Origin of the sequence: Leifsonia sp. EB41 (genome assembly GCF_041262565.1) — a bacterium.
Taxonomy (GTDB): domain Bacteria; phylum Actinomycetota; class Actinomycetes; order Actinomycetales; family Microbacteriaceae; genus Leifsonia.
This window is the reverse complement of record NZ_JBGCCJ010000001.1, coordinates 3,090,441-3,106,491: the sequence shown is the minus strand read 5'-3', so window position 1 is coordinate 3,106,491 and position 16,051 is coordinate 3,090,441. Positions and strand designations below refer to the sequence as shown.

14 protein-coding genes and 1 pseudogene are annotated in these 16,051 nt (G+C 71.9%); 6 read left to right on the top strand and 9 right to left on the bottom strand.

Features of this window, described 5'->3' with window-relative positions:
- The first annotated feature begins 24 nt into the window (after positions 1–24).
- The 3 genes from ABH923_RS15410 to ABH923_RS15400 are packed head-to-tail and all read left to right on the top strand — an operon-like array spanning position 25 to position 3,039.
- Positions 25–1,128, top strand: coding sequence for a hypothetical protein (locus tag ABH923_RS15410; protein WP_370056268.1), 1,104 nt, complete (start codon positions 25–27; stop codon positions 1,126–1,128).
- Positions 1,129–1,142: 14 nt separating this feature from the next.
- On the top strand, positions 1,143–1,484 hold the full coding sequence (locus tag ABH923_RS15405) for a PqqD family protein (RefSeq protein ID WP_370056267.1): 342 nt from the start codon (positions 1,143–1,145) through the stop codon (positions 1,482–1,484).
- Between the two features lies 1 nt (position 1,485).
- Positions 1,486–3,039, top strand: coding sequence for a polysaccharide biosynthesis tyrosine autokinase (locus ABH923_RS15400; RefSeq protein ID WP_370056266.1), 1,554 nt, complete (start codon positions 1,486–1,488; stop codon positions 3,037–3,039).
- Here the strand turns inward: ABH923_RS15400 and ABH923_RS15395 are convergent.
- Genes ABH923_RS15395 through ABH923_RS15385 form a run of 3 tightly spaced genes read right to left on the bottom strand, consistent with a single transcriptional unit; the run spans position 3,036 to position 5,558 of the window.
- Positions 3,036–4,298, bottom strand: coding sequence for an O-antigen ligase family protein (locus ABH923_RS15395; protein ID WP_370056265.1), 1,263 nt, complete (start codon positions 4,296–4,298; stop codon positions 3,036–3,038). The two genes, ABH923_RS15400 and ABH923_RS15395, sit on opposite strands and share 4 nt — an antisense overlap.
- Positions 4,295–5,374 carry a glycosyltransferase gene (locus ABH923_RS15390; protein WP_370056264.1) on the bottom strand — a complete coding sequence of 360 codons (1,080 nt, stop codon included), beginning with the start codon at positions 5,372–5,374 and terminating at the stop codon, positions 4,295–4,297. Before ABH923_RS15390 ends, ABH923_RS15395 begins: the two co-directional genes overlap by 4 nt.
- A gap of 10 nt (positions 5,375–5,384) precedes the next feature.
- Complete coding sequence (locus tag ABH923_RS15385; RefSeq protein ID WP_370056263.1) at positions 5,385–5,558, bottom strand: hypothetical protein; 174 nt, start codon at positions 5,556–5,558, stop codon at positions 5,385–5,387.
- 211 nt (positions 5,559–5,769) lie between these two features.
- Here ABH923_RS15385 and ABH923_RS15380 point away from each other — a divergent pair.
- A pseudogene (locus tag ABH923_RS15380) lies at positions 5,770–7,889 on the top strand (RecQ family ATP-dependent DNA helicase).
- A 12-nt stretch (positions 7,890–7,901) separates the two neighbouring features.
- Here ABH923_RS15380 and ABH923_RS15375 read toward each other — a convergent pair.
- The 3 genes from ABH923_RS15375 to ABH923_RS15365 are packed head-to-tail and all read right to left on the bottom strand — an operon-like array spanning position 7,902 to position 9,918.
- On the bottom strand, positions 7,902–9,038 hold the full coding sequence (locus ABH923_RS15375) for a UDP-N-acetylmuramate dehydrogenase (RefSeq protein WP_370057377.1): 1,137 nt from the start codon (positions 9,036–9,038) through the stop codon (positions 7,902–7,904).
- 8 nt (positions 9,039–9,046) lie between these two features.
- Positions 9,047–9,472 (bottom strand): MaoC family dehydratase, encoded by a 426-nt coding sequence (locus ABH923_RS15370; RefSeq protein ID WP_370056262.1) that lies wholly within the window; start codon positions 9,470–9,472, stop codon positions 9,047–9,049.
- Positions 9,472–9,918 carry a MaoC family dehydratase N-terminal domain-containing protein gene (locus ABH923_RS15365; RefSeq protein ID WP_370056261.1) on the bottom strand — a complete coding sequence of 149 codons (447 nt, stop codon included), beginning with the start codon at positions 9,916–9,918 and terminating at the stop codon, positions 9,472–9,474. The genes ABH923_RS15370 and ABH923_RS15365 overlap by 1 nt, the downstream gene beginning before the upstream one ends.
- Positions 9,919–10,386: 468 nt before the next feature.
- On the opposite strand from ABH923_RS15365, the gene ABH923_RS15360 reads away from it, so the two are divergent.
- On the top strand, positions 10,387–11,310 hold the full coding sequence (locus ABH923_RS15360) for a Ppx/GppA family phosphatase (protein WP_370056260.1): 924 nt from the start codon (positions 10,387–10,389) through the stop codon (positions 11,308–11,310).
- 9 nt (positions 11,311–11,319) lie between these two features.
- On the opposite strand, the gene ABH923_RS15355 is transcribed toward ABH923_RS15360, so the two are convergent.
- Entirely contained in the window at positions 11,320–12,015 is a 696-nt protein-coding gene (locus tag ABH923_RS15355; protein ID WP_370056259.1) for a TetR/AcrR family transcriptional regulator, read from the bottom strand.
- Between the two features lie 114 nt (positions 12,016–12,129).
- Between ABH923_RS15355 and ABH923_RS15350 the strand changes: the two genes are divergently transcribed.
- A complete protein-coding gene (locus tag ABH923_RS15350; protein ID WP_370056258.1) occupies positions 12,130–12,906 on the top strand; it encodes a DUF4386 domain-containing protein in 777 nt (258 codons plus the stop codon).
- Positions 12,907–12,954: 48 nt separating this feature from the next.
- Here the strand turns inward: ABH923_RS15350 and ABH923_RS15345 are convergent, their stop codons facing one another.
- Both ABH923_RS15345 and ABH923_RS15340 read right to left on the bottom strand, forming a co-directional pair.
- Positions 12,955–14,364 carry an LLM class flavin-dependent oxidoreductase gene (locus ABH923_RS15345; RefSeq protein WP_370056257.1) on the bottom strand — a complete coding sequence of 470 codons (1,410 nt, stop codon included), beginning with the start codon at positions 14,362–14,364 and terminating at the stop codon, positions 12,955–12,957.
- Positions 14,361–15,989, bottom strand: a complete 1,629-nt coding sequence (locus ABH923_RS15340) for a dipeptide ABC transporter ATP-binding protein (RefSeq protein ID WP_370057376.1) — start codon at positions 15,987–15,989, stop codon at positions 14,361–14,363. The genes ABH923_RS15345 and ABH923_RS15340 overlap by 4 nt, the downstream gene beginning before the upstream one ends.
- Between the last annotated feature and the right edge of the window lie 62 nt (positions 15,990–16,051).

Here is a 16,051-nt window from a genome sequence, read left to right as displayed (position 1 = left end):
ACCCGACCGCACCCGAGGAGACCCATGCCCGCCCACCCGACCCGACCGCACGAGCACGACGCCGAGGCCGGCTTCGTCGTCGGCGCACTCGGTCGGGCACTCCGGATCCGGGTCACCGGTGCGGGAGCCTGCACCCTCGCCGCAGCCTTCGCGGACGCGTGGGCGCACCTGCTGCTCGACCCGCGGGCCGAGACCGACGACGAGCTCGTCCTCGACTCCGCCGCGGACACACCGGAGGCGACCGCCGCCGGTCTGGCCGACGCCAGCACCCTGATCACGCGCACGCTCATCGACCTGAACAGAGGACAGGGGCTGCTGTTCCACGCGGCCGCGGCCGTCCGTGCCGACGGTCGCGCGATCCTCCTGGTCGGACCGTCGGGGGCGGGAAAGACCACCGCCGTCACCCGGCTCGCCGGCCCGCACGGGTATCTGACGGACGAGTCGGCCCTCGTCGGAGCCGACGGCAGCGTCCTCCCCTACCCGAAGCCGCTCTCGGTCGAGCGGGGAGGGCCCGTCAAAGCACAGCTCGCACCCGCTGAGCTGGGGCTGCCCGTCGCCGGCGTCCCGCACGAGGTGGACCGGGTGATCGTCCTGAACCGGGAGGCGGGCGGTTCGCGGCAGCCGCGGTCCCGGCGCCTCGACGTGGTCGAGAGCCTGGAGGCGCTCGTCCCGCAGCTCTCGGCGCTGGAGCACCATCCGCGCCCGCTCGGCGCTCTCGCGGAGTTGATCCGGCAGGTCGGCGGGATCGAGCAGCTCAGCTACGCCGACGTGCTCGACCTCGATCCGGGCTCCGGGCCGCCCGCGTCGCCGCGACTGTCCGCCGAGGACCTCGCGTTCTCGATCGTCGCCTGCGACCGCGAGGACGGAAGCGCGCCCGGCCTGATCCGCACACGGGCCGACGACGCCCTGGAGGCCGCCGAGCTGCTCGTCCTCGCGCACGGAAGCGAGTTCCGGGTGCTCGCCGGCGTCGCGAAGACGCTGTGGCTGGAGGCCGGTGCGGCCCGGTCCGAAGAGGAGCTCCTCGACCGGCTGCGGGCGGTCCACGGCGCGGCGCCCGGCGACGACCTGGCTCTGCACGGCACGATCGACGTCCTCGTCCGCGCGGGGGTGCTCGAGTGGCGGCGGTGATGCACACCGGTGCCATGGGTGATGTCGAGGGTGAAACCTCCACCCGGGTGCACCGTCATGCCCGCTCCGTCGTGTGGGTGGAGACGACGGCGGGGCGCTGGGCGGTGGCCGACGTCTCCGATTTCCGCCAGTTCGTCCTCAATGGAACCTCCGGCCTGCTCTGGCAGTCGTTCGACGGGCATGCGACGGACGACGCGATCGTCGAGCACGTGCTCGGCAGGTATCCCGACCACCCGGAGTCGGCTCGCGCCGACTGCCGGTCGCTGATCGACGAGCTGCTGCTCCTCCGGCTGCTCGAGCCCACGCACCCCGAACCCGACCACGAACAGGCCCCCGACGCCGGAATGGAGCTGTGACATGACCTCGCCGACGGACACCGCGGAGAACCAGTCGAAGGGCAGAGACCTGCGCGACTTCGTGCGGATGATCAGGCGCTACTGGCTCGGCGAGGCGATCATCGTGCTGGCGACGATCGGTCTCGTCGCGGGATTCACCGCGCTGCAGCCCCGCGTCTACCAGTCCACGTCGACCGGCCTCACCCAGGCGGCGGCGGGCGAGAGCCTCTCGATGACCTTCGCGGGCGAGAGCCTCGCCAAGTCCCGCGCCGAGACGTACGTGCGGGTGGCGACGTCGGACGCTGTGGCCAAGCGCGCGCAGGAGATCCTCGGCACGGACCGCTCCATCTCCGATCTGCTCGGCAAGGTCACCGCGACCCTTCCCGCGGACACGGCCATCATCGAGATCACCGCGAGCGCGAGCAGCCCGGACGGCGCGGCGAAGCTCGCCAACGCCTGGACGACGGCGCTCTCGGACCAGGTGAAGGCGCTGGAGACGCCGGAGGGGTCGGTCGGCGATCCGTCGATCGCCTTCGTCCCCCTCGCGAACGCGCGCCCGCCGTACTTCCCGTCGTCGCCCAACATCCAGACGGCGCTCGTGCTCGCGCTGCTCGCCGGCTTCGCGCTCGCCCTGGTCTACGCACTGCTCCGCCAGCACTTCGACCGCCGGATCCGCTCGGTCGACCAGATCGAGCGCCTCCTCGACGCCCCCGTGATCGGCACCGTCCCGGCCAGCCCGGCGCTCTCCGACCGCAAACGCGTGGTCGAGCACGAAGACTCGGCCGACTCGGCGCAGCTCTTCGCGATCTCCGAGTCCCTGCGCGAGCTGCGCACGAACCTGAGCTACATCGACGTCGACAACCCGCCGAAGGTCATCGTGGTGACCAGCTCGATCCCCGGTGAGGGCAAGTCCACTCTGACCGCGAACCTCGCCGACGCCATCGCCTCCGGCAACGCGAACGTCGTCATCATCGACTGCGACCTGCGCCGTCCGATGCAGTCCACCCTGTTCAACCTGCGCGGTGGGGTCGGCCTCACCGACGTGCTGAGCGGCCGGGTCGCCCTCGGCGACGCCCTCCAGGCCCCGACAGCGAGCAGCCACCTACGGGTGCTCGGCGCCGGCCGCGTGCCGCCGAACCCGAGCGAGCTCCTCGGCTCGCGGACGATGCGCGAGCTGATCGGCGCGCTATCCGGCGTCGCCACGGTGCTCCTCGACGCGCCCCCGCTGCTCTCGGTGACGGACGCGGCCATCCTCGGCACCATCGCGGACGGCGTCGTGATCACGGTCGGCGCCAAGCAGGTCACGGCCGAGCAGCTCCAGAAGGCCTACCGCTCTGTCACGCGCGTCAACGGCAAGGTGCTGGGCGCCGTCCTCAACAAGATCCCGCCGAACGGCGTCGACTCCCACGACTACGGGTACTACCGCAACGACTACTACACGTCGAACGAGAGCCCGGCGGTCTCCGCCGGCGATGCGGGCGCAACGGAGACGCCGTCGAGCGATGACGCGCCGAGAGGCGAAGACGACGCGCCTACGCGCCGCTCGGCCCGCACGGAGCTCCGCGCCGGGCGCTAGACCGCTCGCAGCGCCGGCGCGCCCTCCACCTGCTGGACGACGTCCTGGGCGGGTCTGTCCGCGCGTGGGAGGGCGATCATCAGGCTGGTGATGACTCCCGCGTTCATCCACGTGAACAGGTCGAACGAGAAGAACATCGCGAACAGCATCGCCAGGACCGCCTTGATGGTCCGGTCGGCGAAGCAGAAGGCGACGACCCAGAATGCGAGGAGGGCGATAAGGCCCACGATCCCCGTGGTTCCCAGCGCATAGACGAGCATGTTGTCGACCGCTCGGAGGTAGGTCTGCTGCATGAGGCCGCGATCGTAGAGGATCGCCTCGCTTCCGAACCCGTTCCCGAACCACGCCTCCATCGGCGGACGGTCCAGGAGCGCCCGGACGGACTCGAGCGCCCCGAGGCGGTGCGTCCACGAACCCGAGTCGAGCAGGTTGGCGACGATCGTCCCGATTCCGATGTCGATGTTCAGCAGCACGATGACGACCGCCCCGACGCCGATCAGGGAACGCAACCAGGACGTCAAGGAGCTGTTCAGAGCCACGTGCACGAGCAGCCCGACAGCGACGGCGGCGACGGCGCTGCGCGTTCCCGAGAGTGCGAGGCCGACGGTCGCGACCGTCAGGTTGACCAGTCTCCACTTCTGAGACCAGCGCGCCGGATTCGACCACGCGACGATCAACGCGATCCCGATGAAGACGGCGAAGACGATGGGGTGCCCGAACGTGCCCTGGGCACGGGCATAGACATCGTTGGTGAACGGGTTGTACCGGATCTTCCCCCTGTATCCCCAGATCGGCTCCGGCAGGACCAGGATCTCCACGAACGCCAGGCCGACCTGGACTGCGGCCAGACCGGCGATCGTGGCGTACACCAGCCTGAGCTCCGCCCGGTCGAGCGAGGAGGCGACGTACGCCGCGAGCGTCGCCAGACCGAAGTACAGCACGATGCGATTCGTGCCGTAGCTTCCGGTGAGCAGCACGCTCAGCGAGATGAATCCCCACCAGGCGGTCACCGCCCAGAACCGGACGCCCCCTGAGGTGACGGCACGCGAGCGGACCAGGGCGAGCACCAGGACACCGATGGCGGCCATCGCGGCGGGCGGACGCACGGAGTCGGGTGCGAAGGTCGCGAGCCCGAACGACGCCGCCACCACCGTGAACGACACCGCGACCCCGCGGATCAGCCGCGGAGGCACCGCGATCATGAGGAGGACGACCGCCAGGATCGCGACCGCTCCGCCGAAGAGCAGCAGGGGGCTCACGAGCGGACGGCCTGCCCGGTGAGCCGCCGATACGCCTCCAGCACCGGGCCGAAGACACGCTCGGGGGACGCCTCGGTGTCGGCCCAGCGCTTGGCCTCCTCGACCACGCGTGCGCGGGCTGGGGCGTCGTCCGCCGCCCGGGCGATAACGGCCGCGAACTCGGCGTCCGTGGCGTCGTCGGGGACCTCGTAGCCCCGTCCGTCCGCGAGGAGACCGTTCGCCGCCGACGCCGTCGCGACGACAGGGCGGCGGCGGTCGAAGGCCTCCAGCACCGCGAGGGGCGTGCCCTCCCAGCGGGAGGTCATCAGCAGGAAGTGCGCGGCGTCCAGTCGTGCGGGGACGTCGTCGACCTGGCCGGCGAAGTCGATCGGCGCGCCCCGTTCGACCGCCGCCGCGCGGGCGGCGTCGCGGAGCTCGCCGTCGCCGGCCCACGTCGCCTCCACGGGCCGCAGGCGCGCGAGCTCTGCCACGACGCGGACGAAGCGCAGCGGGTCCTTCTGCTCGACCATCCGGCCGACCCCGAGCAGACGCAGCGGCGGGGTGACCTCGTTCGTGACCGGGTCGGGCGCTCCGCCCCGCTGGGCGGGCACGTTTCCGACGATCACCACGCGCGCGGCAGGGCGGCCGACGTCGACCATGACCATCTCGGCGACGGCGGGACCGACCGCGAAGACGACGCGGCTGCGGAACGACAGGGCCCGCGGGCGAACGCTCGGCAGCCGCGTGTGCGCGTGCTCCACGACAGGGATGCCGAGGAGCCGTCCGACGATGAGCGACTGCAGGGCCTCTCGGCGCTGATGGGCGTGAAGGACGTCCGGCCGGATCCGGCGTGCCGCGCGCAGCAGCCGCATCGTCTGCGCGACGAAGCCGCCGGTGCTGTGCTCGATGAAGCGGACGGGCGCCGCCAGCCGGGCGACGGCCGGGCCTCCCGCACCGAACACCGAGACGGCGACGTCGTCATCGACGGCCAGCCAGTTGGACAGGTCGACGACCACCTGCTGAGCTCCGCCGTTCCCCATGCTGTCGACCACGTGCATCACGCGGAGCGGGCCGCGGCCCGGGGACTCGGCCGTCACGGAAGACGACTCACCGCGACTCGATGACCTGGACGTCGCCGAGCGCCCTGCGGGCCATGTCGAGCGCCTCGCCCACGTTGCGCGCCTCCATCACGACGACCGCGGAGGAGCCGTTGGGGAGGCGGAGCCGCAGCTCGAACGGGCGGAGCGGAGCCTGTGCGCGGGTGCGGGTACGTGTGGACACGCTGACGACTGTAGGTGCGCGTTCGGCGCCGATCGGGAGCGTTCCGCGCCGGCCTCCCGGGTCGACGCCACCTTTTCATCTCCTCGATCACCCGACGTGGATGCCCGTTTCCGCTGAGAGAAAAGTCCTCCACAGCTCACCGATCCAGCGAGCTTTCCACAAATCCTCCCGCACCGGTCGCGACGTCGGCGCCGTCTGGAACGATGGCAGCATGAGCACCACAGACACCGTCCCCGAGACCACCCGCGATCGAGCCCTGAGCCGCCTCCGCGCGCTCGTCGGCCGCCCCGACGCGGCGTTCCACGACGGGCAGTTCGAGGCGGTGTCGGCTCTCGTCGACGATCGCAGCAGGGCTCTGGTCGTGCAGCGCACCGGATGGGGCAAGTCGGCGGTGTACTTCGTGGCGACGATGCTGCTGCGCGCGAGCGGGGCGCGGGGCCGACCATCCTCGTCTCCCCCCTCCTTGCCCTCATGCGCGACCAGGTGGAGGCCGCGGCCAGGGCGGGCGTGCGCGCTCTGTCGATCAACTCGGCCAACCGGCACGAATGGGACGACGTGGCCGCCCGGCTGCGCGACGACACCGTGGACGTCCTCCTCGTGTCGCCGGAGCGCCTGAACAATCCGGACTTCCGCGACCAGCAGCTCCCGGCCCTGGTCGAGCGCTGCGGACTGCTCGTCATCGACGAGGCCCACTGCATCTCCGACTGGGGGCACGACTTCCGGCCGGACTACCGGCGGCTGCGCGACCTCGTCGCCGCGCTGCCGGAGGGCATCCCGGTGCTGGCGACGACCGCGACGGCGAATCAACGGGTGGTGGCCGACGTCGAGGAACAGCTCGTCGGCTCGGCGCTCGCGGCGACGGTGCGCACCATCCGCGGGCCGCTGGCGCGCCGGTCTCTGCGGCTCGGCGTCCTCGCGCTCGAGGACGCGACCGCACGCCTGGCCTGGCTCGCCGGCCATCTCGCGGACCTCCCTGGCAGCGGGATCGTGTACGCGCTCACCGTGTCGGCGGCGGACGACACGGCGCGTGTGCTGCGCCGCGCGGGCCACGACGTCGCCGCCTACACCGGGCAGACCGATCCGGCCGAACGGGAAGAGCTGGAGGGGCGGCTGAAACGCAACGAGGTCAAGGCCCTCATCGCCACCAGCGCCCTCGGCATGGGCTTCGACAAGCCGGACCTGGGATTCGTGGTGCACCTCGGAGCGCCGTCCTCCCCTGTCGCGTACTACCAGCAGGTCGGCCGCGCAGGGCGGGCCACGGAGTCGGCGGACGTCCTGCTGCTGCCGGGCCCGGAAGACAGTGCGATCTGGCGGTATTTCGCGACGGCGGCCATGCCGACGGAGGAGAAGGCGACAGCCCTGCTCGGCGCGCTGAGCGACCAGGTGCAGTCCACGCGGGTGCTGGAGAGCCGGGTCGACCTGCGCTCGTCCACGCTCGAACTGCTGCTCAAGGTGCTCGACGTCGACGGCGCGGTGCGGCGCGTGCCGGGCGGCTGGGTGTCGACGGGACGGCCGTGGGAGTACGACCGCGACCGTTACGAGCGGATCGCGGCGGCGCGGGAGGCCGAGCAGCAGGCGATGCTCGACTACGAGACCACCACCGGCTGCCGCATGGAGTTCCTGCAGCGGCAGCTCGACGATCCCGACGCCGGCCCGTGCGGCCGCTGCGACCGCTGCGCCGGCGAGTGGTATCCGGCGGGAGTCGCCGCGGACGCGCGGGAGACCATCACAGCGGAGCTCGACCGGGTCGGCGTCCCCGTCGAACCGCGCAAGCTGTGGCCGACCGGCGCCGACAGCCTCGGCGTGCCCGTGCGGGGCAAGATCGCCCCCGGCGAGCAGGTCGAGCCGGGACGGGTGCTCGCACGGCTCACCGACCTCGGCTGGGGCGGACGCCTGCGGCAGCTCCTCGACGCCGAAGCGCCGGACGGCGAGTGCCCTCCCGAGATCCTGAAAGCGTGCGTGCAGGTGCTCGCCGACTGGGGCTGGGCGAGCCGCCCCACTGCAGTGGTCGCCCTGCCGTCGCGCGGCCGGCCGCGCTTCACCGACAGCCTCGCGCGCGGTCTGGCGCAGATCGGTCGGCTCCCCTACCTCGGCGCTCTCGCGCTCCGCGGCGGCGGCCCGTCGGGAGGTCCCGGCGGCAACAGCACGTACCGGCTCGCGGGAGTCTGGGACCGGTTCGACGCGTCAGGGCTCGACGTCCCCGCCGGTGCGCCGGTGCTGCTCGTCGACGACCTCATCGACAGCCGCTGGACGGTCACCGTGGCCGGGCGCGAGCTGCGCAGGGCAGGTGCGGGAGCGGTGCTGCCGTTCGCGGCGGCGCTACGGGCGTGACCGGGGGTGCGGTCAGAGCGTCATCCCGACGAGGATCGGCTCCGGGTGCAGCAACACCCCGAACTCCGCCTGGACCCTGCTCTGGATGAAGGAGGCGAGCTGTCCGATGTCCGCTGCGCTCGCGTGGCCGCGATTGATGATCGCCAGCGTGTGCTTGGACGAGATGCCGGCGCCGGAGCCCGGCAGGGAGAACCCACGGCGGATTCCCGCGTTCTCGATCAGCCAGGCTGCCGAGAGCTTGACGTCGTACGGGCCGTCGGCGAGCGGCGGGATGTCCATCGGGTGGACGCCGCCTGCCGGGAGGCCGATCACGATGTCCGGCTCCGGAGGCGTCACAGGCCAGCGGGGCGCGTTCGCCGGCAGGCCCCGCGCGAACGACTCCGAGACGATGGGGTTGGTGAAGAAGCTTCCCGCGCTGACCGAGTCCGGGTCGGCCGGGTCGAGCACCATCCCCTTCGAGGCGCGCAGCGCGAGTACGGCCCGGCGGAGCTCGGCGACGGGCACGCGCGACCCGAGCGGCACGCCGAGCGAGTCGGCGAGCTGTGCGTAGGCGACTGGGGCGCTGAGGGGCGCCCCGACGCCGCCGGGCACCGAGTTGTCCGCGAGCTCCAGATCCACCGTGAGCACGATGCCGAGCAAGCCGCGCTTGAGCGCGGAGGTCCGGTATCCCAGGTCCAGGTCCGCACGAGACAGGCGACGGACCTCCCCGGTGCTCGCGTCCAGGAAGTCGACGCCGAGCAGCGCCGACTCGAGCTCCTGGCCGTAGGCGCCGATGTTCTGCACCGGAGCCGCGCCGGTCGACCCGGGGATGCCGGAAAGCGCCTCGATGCCGGACCAGCCGTTTCGGACGGTCAGCGCGACGACGTCGTCCCAGGGCTCGCCGGCCTGCACCCGCAGACGTACGCGGCCCTCCGGCGCCTCGAGGCGCTCGACCCCGCGGGTCACCACGCGGATCACCGTTCCCTCGAAGCCCTCGTCGCTCGCGACGGTGTTGGAGCCGCCGCCGAGCAGCAGCCAGTCCGCGCCCTCCGCCCAGACCTCCTGGGCGGCCGCGACAAGCGCGTCGGTGTCCGCGGGGGCGACCAGGGTCTCCGGAACGCCGCCGACCCGCATGGTCGTGAGCTCCGACAGGGGCGTCGTCGCGGTCATCTCGTCGTTCACGCGAGCGAGACGCGGACCTGCGCCTTGCCGAGCACGGTCTCGGAGTTGAAGGTCGTCGTGAGGTCGATGCGCGCGACCCTGGCCTCTGCGTCGAGCTGCCCGACCTTGGCCGTGACCTGCACGCTCGCGCCCTCCGCCGGGTCCACGACCACCGGGCGGGTGAAGCGCACCTGATAGTCCACGACACGCGCCGGATCGCCGGCCCAGTCGACCACCGGCTGGACGGCGAGGCCCATCGTCAGCATCCCGTGCGCGATCACGCCGGGAAGGCCGACCGAGGTCGCGACGTCGTCGCGGTAGTGGATCGGATTGAAGTCGCCGGAGGCGCCCGCGTAGCGGACGAGGGCGTCGCGGCTGAGGTCGAACGAGCGCTCGGCGACGACGTCGCCGACGGTCAGGGCGTCGAAATCGGGGGCGGCCATCACTCGTCTCCTCGCACGACCAGGGTGGAAATGGAGGTGACGACGTGATCGCCGGCACCGTCCACGATCACCGACTCGGCAGTGACCATGCTGTGCGCGCCGAGCGACTTGACCGCGGTGACGGTCAGCGTCGCCGTCAGCTCGTCGCCCGCGATCACCGGACGTGAGAACGTGAACCGCTGGTCGCCATGGACGACGCGGCTGAAGTCGATGCCCGCCTCCGGGTCGGCGAGGAGCTGGTCGAGCGTGAGCTGCTGAACCACGACCGCGAAGGTGGGCGGCGCGACGAGGTCGGCATGGCCCGCGGCCTGGGCGGCCGCCACGTCGAAGCTGATCGGATCCGTCGCGAGCACGGCGGCGGCGAACTCGCGCACCTTCTCACGGCCGACGAGATACGGAGGGGTGGGCGGGAAGCTCCGACCCACGAGCTCTGGATTCACTGGCACCCGACGATTCTACGCAAGCGCCCTAGGCGACCCGGGCTCCCCCGGAATGTGCTCCCAGGAAAACGGGAGAACCCCGGCGCACTCGGCGCCGGGGTTCTCGAAGCTGTCGTCAGCGGACTACTGGCAGCTGTCGCACTGCAGCAGGTCCATCGGGTCGACCGGAACCGCATAGCCGCCGACGGTGTCGTTTTCGTAGTCCATGATGGCCTCCCCAGAAATCTTGTCACTCGCGCGTCTCGCGGTGTTTACCCACTATATAACCCGAATGACACGATTGTCATTCCACTACATGTAGTGTTTGGGCGATTTTTTCGGGACCGTGTTCGACAGTCCCGAGAATACGCGGGACCACCGACAAACCCACCTCCGAACTGGGTACATCGACACGGCGTGTCGCCCTCCCGGGCCGCGTGTGGCACGAGAAAACGGCGTGTCGCGAGCGGCCTCCCCGACCACTACTGTCTGACTATGCGACTCGGAGTCCTCGATGTGGGATCGAACACCGTCCACCTTCTCGTCGTCGACGCGCACCCGGGCGCACGCCCCCTCCCTGCGGCCACGCACAAGTCCGTGCTGCGGCTCATGCGCTACATCACCGAGGACGGTGCGATCAGCGCCGAGGGCGAGACCGCGATCCTGGAGGCGATCCGGTCGGCGGTCGAGGTCGGCCGCGCCGAAGGCATCGAAGAGCTGCTGCCGTTCGCGACCTCGGCGATCCGGGAGGCCGCCAACGGCCCCGCGATCCTGGCTCGCATTCTGGACGAGACGGGCGTCGACCTCCAGGTGCTCTCCGGCGAGGACGAGGCACGGCTGACGTTCCTCGCCGTGCGGCGCTGGTCCGGCTGGTCGGCCGGCTCCATCCTCCTGATGGACATCGGCGGCGGCTCGCTCGAGATCGCGGCGGGCGTCGACGAGTACCCCGACACCGCGGTCTCGCTTCCGCTGGGCGCCGGCCGCAGCACGATCGGGTTCCTGCACCAGGACCCGCCGACCGCCGACCAGGTCACCGCCCTCCGCGACCATGCCAGGACCACGCTCGCCGACGCGGTCGGACGCTTCACCGACAGCGGGCCCGCGCACGTGATCGGCACCTCCAAGACCATCCGCTCGCTCGCCCGCCTGGCCGGTTCGACCGCGAGCGGCCCGGGCGGGACCGAGCGCAGCCTCCTGCGCCGCTCGGAGCTCGCGGACTGGGTGCCCCGCCTGGCGCAGCTCACGGCCGACGCCCGCACCGCGCTGCCGGGGATCACGGCGGACCGGACCTTTCAGATCGTCGCGGGCGGCGTCGTGCTGCGGGAGGCGATGCGCGCGTTCGACGTGCCGGTGCTCGAGGTCTGCCCGTGGGCGCTGCGCGAGGGGATCATCCTCCGCTACCTCGACCACCTCGACTGAGGAGGGCCGTCAGGGCTGGAGACGTTCGATGCCCTGAAGGATGAGGTCGAGGCCGGTGGCGAACTCCTCGTCGTAGTCGTAGCCGTCCCGGGCCAGCTCGGCCACGACCTCCAGGAGGTACGGGAAGCGGAGGGCCACTTCCGGCGGAACGGTCTCGCTCTTCGCGGCCGCGGCCTCCCCCGACTCCTCCGGGGTGTCGAACGGGAGGGTCTTCTCCTGCAGGGCGAAGCCGTAGACGTAGGCGTCGAGCACCGAGGTGGCGTGCACGGTCGCGCGGAAGGAGAACCCCGCCTCGCGGAGACAGCCCATCATGGCGTTGTGCGCGGCGAGGTTGGCCAGGCCGGGACGCATGCGCGACTCCATCAGGCCGATGGCCCAGGGATGGCGGCGCAGCGCTGCCCGCAGGGAGGTCGCTCGCGCGCGCATGGCCTCGTGCCACGGGACGGCGGGGGCTCCCGCACTCCCGTCATCAGTGGCGGCCCCGCCGATCGCCGGCGGCTCGACCTCCGCCCAGACCAGGTCGACCATCCCGTCGATCAGCTCGTCCTTGTTGGCGACGTGCTTGTAAAGGGCCATCGGGACGACGCCGAGCTCGGCGGCGAGGGCGCGCATCGACAGGGCGTCGAGGCCGGCGGCGTCGGCGCGGGCGAGGGCGCTGGCGAGCAGGACGTCACGGGTGAGGCGCGGGCGCGGGGACTGCGGCATCGGCGGCTCCTCGGTCGATGGGTATTGACAAGGTGTACGCCGTACACCTATCGTTCGTGGTGTACACCGTACACCCATAATTCTAGGTCATCTTCCACCCGATCCGAGGCCATCATGACAACCACGACGACCGCGACTGTCGCATCAGATTCCGCCGCCGACCGCCGACGCTCGCTCACCGCGGGCGTGCTCTTCCTCGTCACATTCGTCTCCGCGATCGCCGGGGTCCTGCTCTACGCGCCGGTCCTGGACGACCCGCACTACGTGCTCGGCGCGGGCGCCGATGTGCGCGTGCTGTCCGGCATCCTCTGCGAGGCGGTGCTCATCGCCGCCAACCTGGGCACCGCGCTCGCGCTCTTCCCGGTCCTCCGCCGCCGCGCCGAGGGGCTCGCGCTCGGCTACGTCGTCGCCCGGGTGATGGAGTGCGTGTTCATCGCGGTCGGGATGCTGTGCCTGCTCACCGTCGTGACCCTCCGCCAGCACGCGGCGACGCTCAGCGACCCCGGCGCGCTCACCGCGTCCGCGCAGACGCTGGTCGCGCTCCGGAACTGGACGTTCCTGCTCGGCCCGGGCTTCGTCGCCGGGATCGGCAACGGCATCCTCCTCGGCTGGCTGCTGCTCCGCTCCGGACTGGTGCCGCGGCCGATGGCGGTGGTCGGGATGGTCGGCGGCTCGCTCGTCGCGCTGTCCGGGATCGGCGTGCTGTTCGGGCTGTGGGGCCAGGGGTCGCCGGTGTCGGCGGTGGCGACCCTCCCGGAGATCGTGTGGGAGGCGTTCCTGGGTGTGTATCTCGCGTTCGTGGGGTTTCGAGCGCGCGGGCGAGGAGGCTCGCGGGGCGGTGCGACGAAGGCTGATGCGAGGCCGCGCCGAGGGGCACGTAAACGCCCCTAAAAGCGACGTTTAGGGGCGCTTATGTGCCCTTCGGCGAGCCCGCGCGGGTCAGCGCGCCGCGGCCGCGGCCGCAGCCTCCTCGTGCAGGTTCGCGCCGCCCCTGTACCGCGTCGCCGGGTGCCGCTCCGGCAGCCGGTTGCGGCCGTCGCCGAACAGTCGCTCCCTCAGCGTCCCCGACCGCTCCCCCTCCTGCGGCAGCCGCCCGCGGCGGCGCAGCTCAGGGATCACCAGCTCGGCGAAGTCGCGGGCCGTCTCGAAGGAGTGGTACTGGCGGAGGTTGATGCCGTCGAGGCCGTCCTCGTCCAGCCAGCGCTCGATCTCGTCGGCCACCGTCTTCGGGTCGCCGACCACCAGGAACGGGTCGTCGCGGCCGTTCTTGATGAAGTCCAGGGCCTGGCCCACGGTGCGATCCAACGGGAGGAACGGCACCCGCTCGGCCGGGAACTCCGCCCGGGCCAGCGCCTCCCGCACGGTGATGTCGCGCGGGAACGCCGTCAGGTCCACCGGGAGGCTGCTGTGGGCGAGGATGCCGTCGAGGCTGGAGTGCTGCTGGTACAGCCTCCACTTGTCCTCGGCCTCCTCGGTCGTGCGGCCGACGATCACGCCCGCCATCGCGATGAACTTCACGTCGTCTCGCTGCCGGTCGTGGCGCTCGGCGGCGTCGCGCATCCCGTCGGCGTTTCGGCGGAACTCCTCGCTTGTGCGGCCTCCGGTGAAGACGACCTCCGCGTGCCGGCCGGCGAACTCGATCCCCGCCGGCGACCCGGTCGCCTGGAACAGCACAGGCGTGCGCTGCGGCGACGGGTGCACGATGTGCGGGCCCGCCACCCGGTGCCGCTCGCCGACGTGGTCGATGTAGCGCACCTTCGACGGGTCGGTGAAAACGCCGGCCGCGCGGTCGGCGATGACGGCGTCGTCGTCCCAGGAGCCCTCCCACAGCTTGTAGAGCACGTCCAGGTACTCCTCGGCGCGGCGGTAGCGCTCGTCGTGCGGCACCTCGTCGTCCAGCCCGAAGTTGCGGGCGGCGTTCGGGAGGTAGGAGGTCACGATGTTCCACCCGATCCGGCCCTTGGTGAGGTGGTCGAGGGTCGACATCCGGCGGGCGAAGGCGAACGGCGGCTCGTACGTGGTCGAGAACGTCACCCCGAAGCCGAGCCGGTCGGTCACGGCCGCCATCGCCGGCACGAGCAGCAGCGGGTCGAGGTTCGGGCTCTGCAGACCCTCCCGCAGCGCCGTCTCCGGACCGCCGCGGAAGACGTCGTACGCGCCGATCACGTCGGCCAGGAAGATGCCGTCGAAGCCGCCGTGCTCCAGCAGCTGCGCGAGCTCCAGCCAGTAGTCGAGGTCGGCGAAGCGCTCGCGGTTGTTGCCGGGCAGCGGCCAGAGGCCGTGCGTGATGTGGCTCACGCACGCCATCTCGAACAGGTTGACGAAGAGCTGCTTGGGTTCGGTGGTCATGCGTCGCCTTCCGGGCTGCGGGGGTCGCCGGCCGGAGCGAACTCCGGGATCGCGGCGATCAGGTCACGAGTGTACGTCTGCTGGGGTCGTTCGAAGACGTCCTCGGCCGTGCCCTCCTCAACGACGCGGCCGTCCTTCATCACGAGCACGCGGTCGCTCAGGTGGCTGATGACGCCGAGGTCGTGCGAGATGAAGAGGTAGGCGACGCCGGACTCCCGCTGCAGGGCGACGAGGAGGTCGAGTATCTGCGCCTGGATGGTGACGTCGAGCGCCGACACGGCCTCGTCGAGCACGATCGCGTCGGGGCGTGGGGCGAGGGCGCGCGCGATGGCGACGCGCTGGCGCTGGCCTCCGGAGAGACGGAGCGGGAAGCGCGGCAGCACCTCGACGCCGAGCCCGACCTGGCCGAGCAGCTCGCGCACGCGGGCGTCGCGGGCGGCGCGGTCGGGGAAGCTCTCCGGGCGGAGGGCGTCGAGCAGGATGCGCTCGACGGTCCAGCGCGGGTCGAACGAGCTCAGCGGGTCCTGGTAGACGACCGAGATGCGGCGGCGGAGGGCGCGGCGGCGCGACTCGGGCAGCGCCGACCACTCCTGGCCGAGGAGGCGCACGTCGCCGCCGTCGAGGCGCTCGAGACCGAGCGCGAGCTTGGCGGTCGTGCTCTTGCCCGAACCGGACTCCCCCACGATGCCGAGCGTCTCGCCGGAGCGGAGGGTGAAGGAGACGCCGTCGACCGCGCGGGTGACGGTGCCGTCGGAGGTGTGGAAGCGCTTGACCAGTTCGTGCGCCTCGAGCACCGGTTCACCGAGGGGCGGCCGGGGTGACGGTGCGGGTGAGCCAGGGGTGAGCGCGCGTCCCCGGGTGGCCTCGCCGGGGACCGCTGCGATAAGGGCACGGGTGTACGCGTGCTCCGGCGCGGCGAGCACCCGCTCGGCCGGCCCTTGCTCCAGCACCTCGCCGCCGCGCATGACGAGGATGTGGTCGGCCAGGCGGGCGACGACGGACAGGTCGTGGCTGATCAGGATGAGGGAGGCGCCGCGCTCCTTCATGGCCTCCAGCTGCGCGAGGACCTGCGCCTGCACGGTGACGTCCAGAGCGGTGGTCGGCTCGTCGGCGATCACGATGTCCGGGTCGAGCGCGATCGCGGAGGCGATGAGCGCGCGCTGCCGGAGGCCACCGGAGAGCTGGTCGGGACGCTGACGCGCCCGGACGGCCGGATTCGGGACGCCGACGCGCTCCAGCAGCTCCTTCACGCGGGCGTTCCGGGCCGCGCGGTTCCCCCAGCCGTGCAGGCGCAGGGCCTCGGCGATCTCCGCGCCGACCGGACGCAGCGGGTCGAGGGAGACGAGGGCGTCCTGCAGGACGAAACCGATGTCCCGGCCGCGGACGCGACGCCACTGCCGCGGGGTGAAAGCGCGGGTGTCCTCGTGGTGAAGCTCGAGCTGGTCGGCCTCCACCACGGCGTTGCGCCCGGCGAGGCCGACCAGGCTGCGCGCAGTGACGGACTTGCCGGACCCGGACTCGCCGACGATCGCGACGCATTGGCCGGGGAGGAGGTCGAAGGAGACGCCTGCGACGATGGGGCGGTGGACACCGTTCACGGTGAACCCGGTGCGGAGGTTGCGCACGCGGAGGCGCGCGGCGGGCCAGTCGAGGCGGCCGAGGTCGGAGGAGCGGTCGGTGTCGGTGG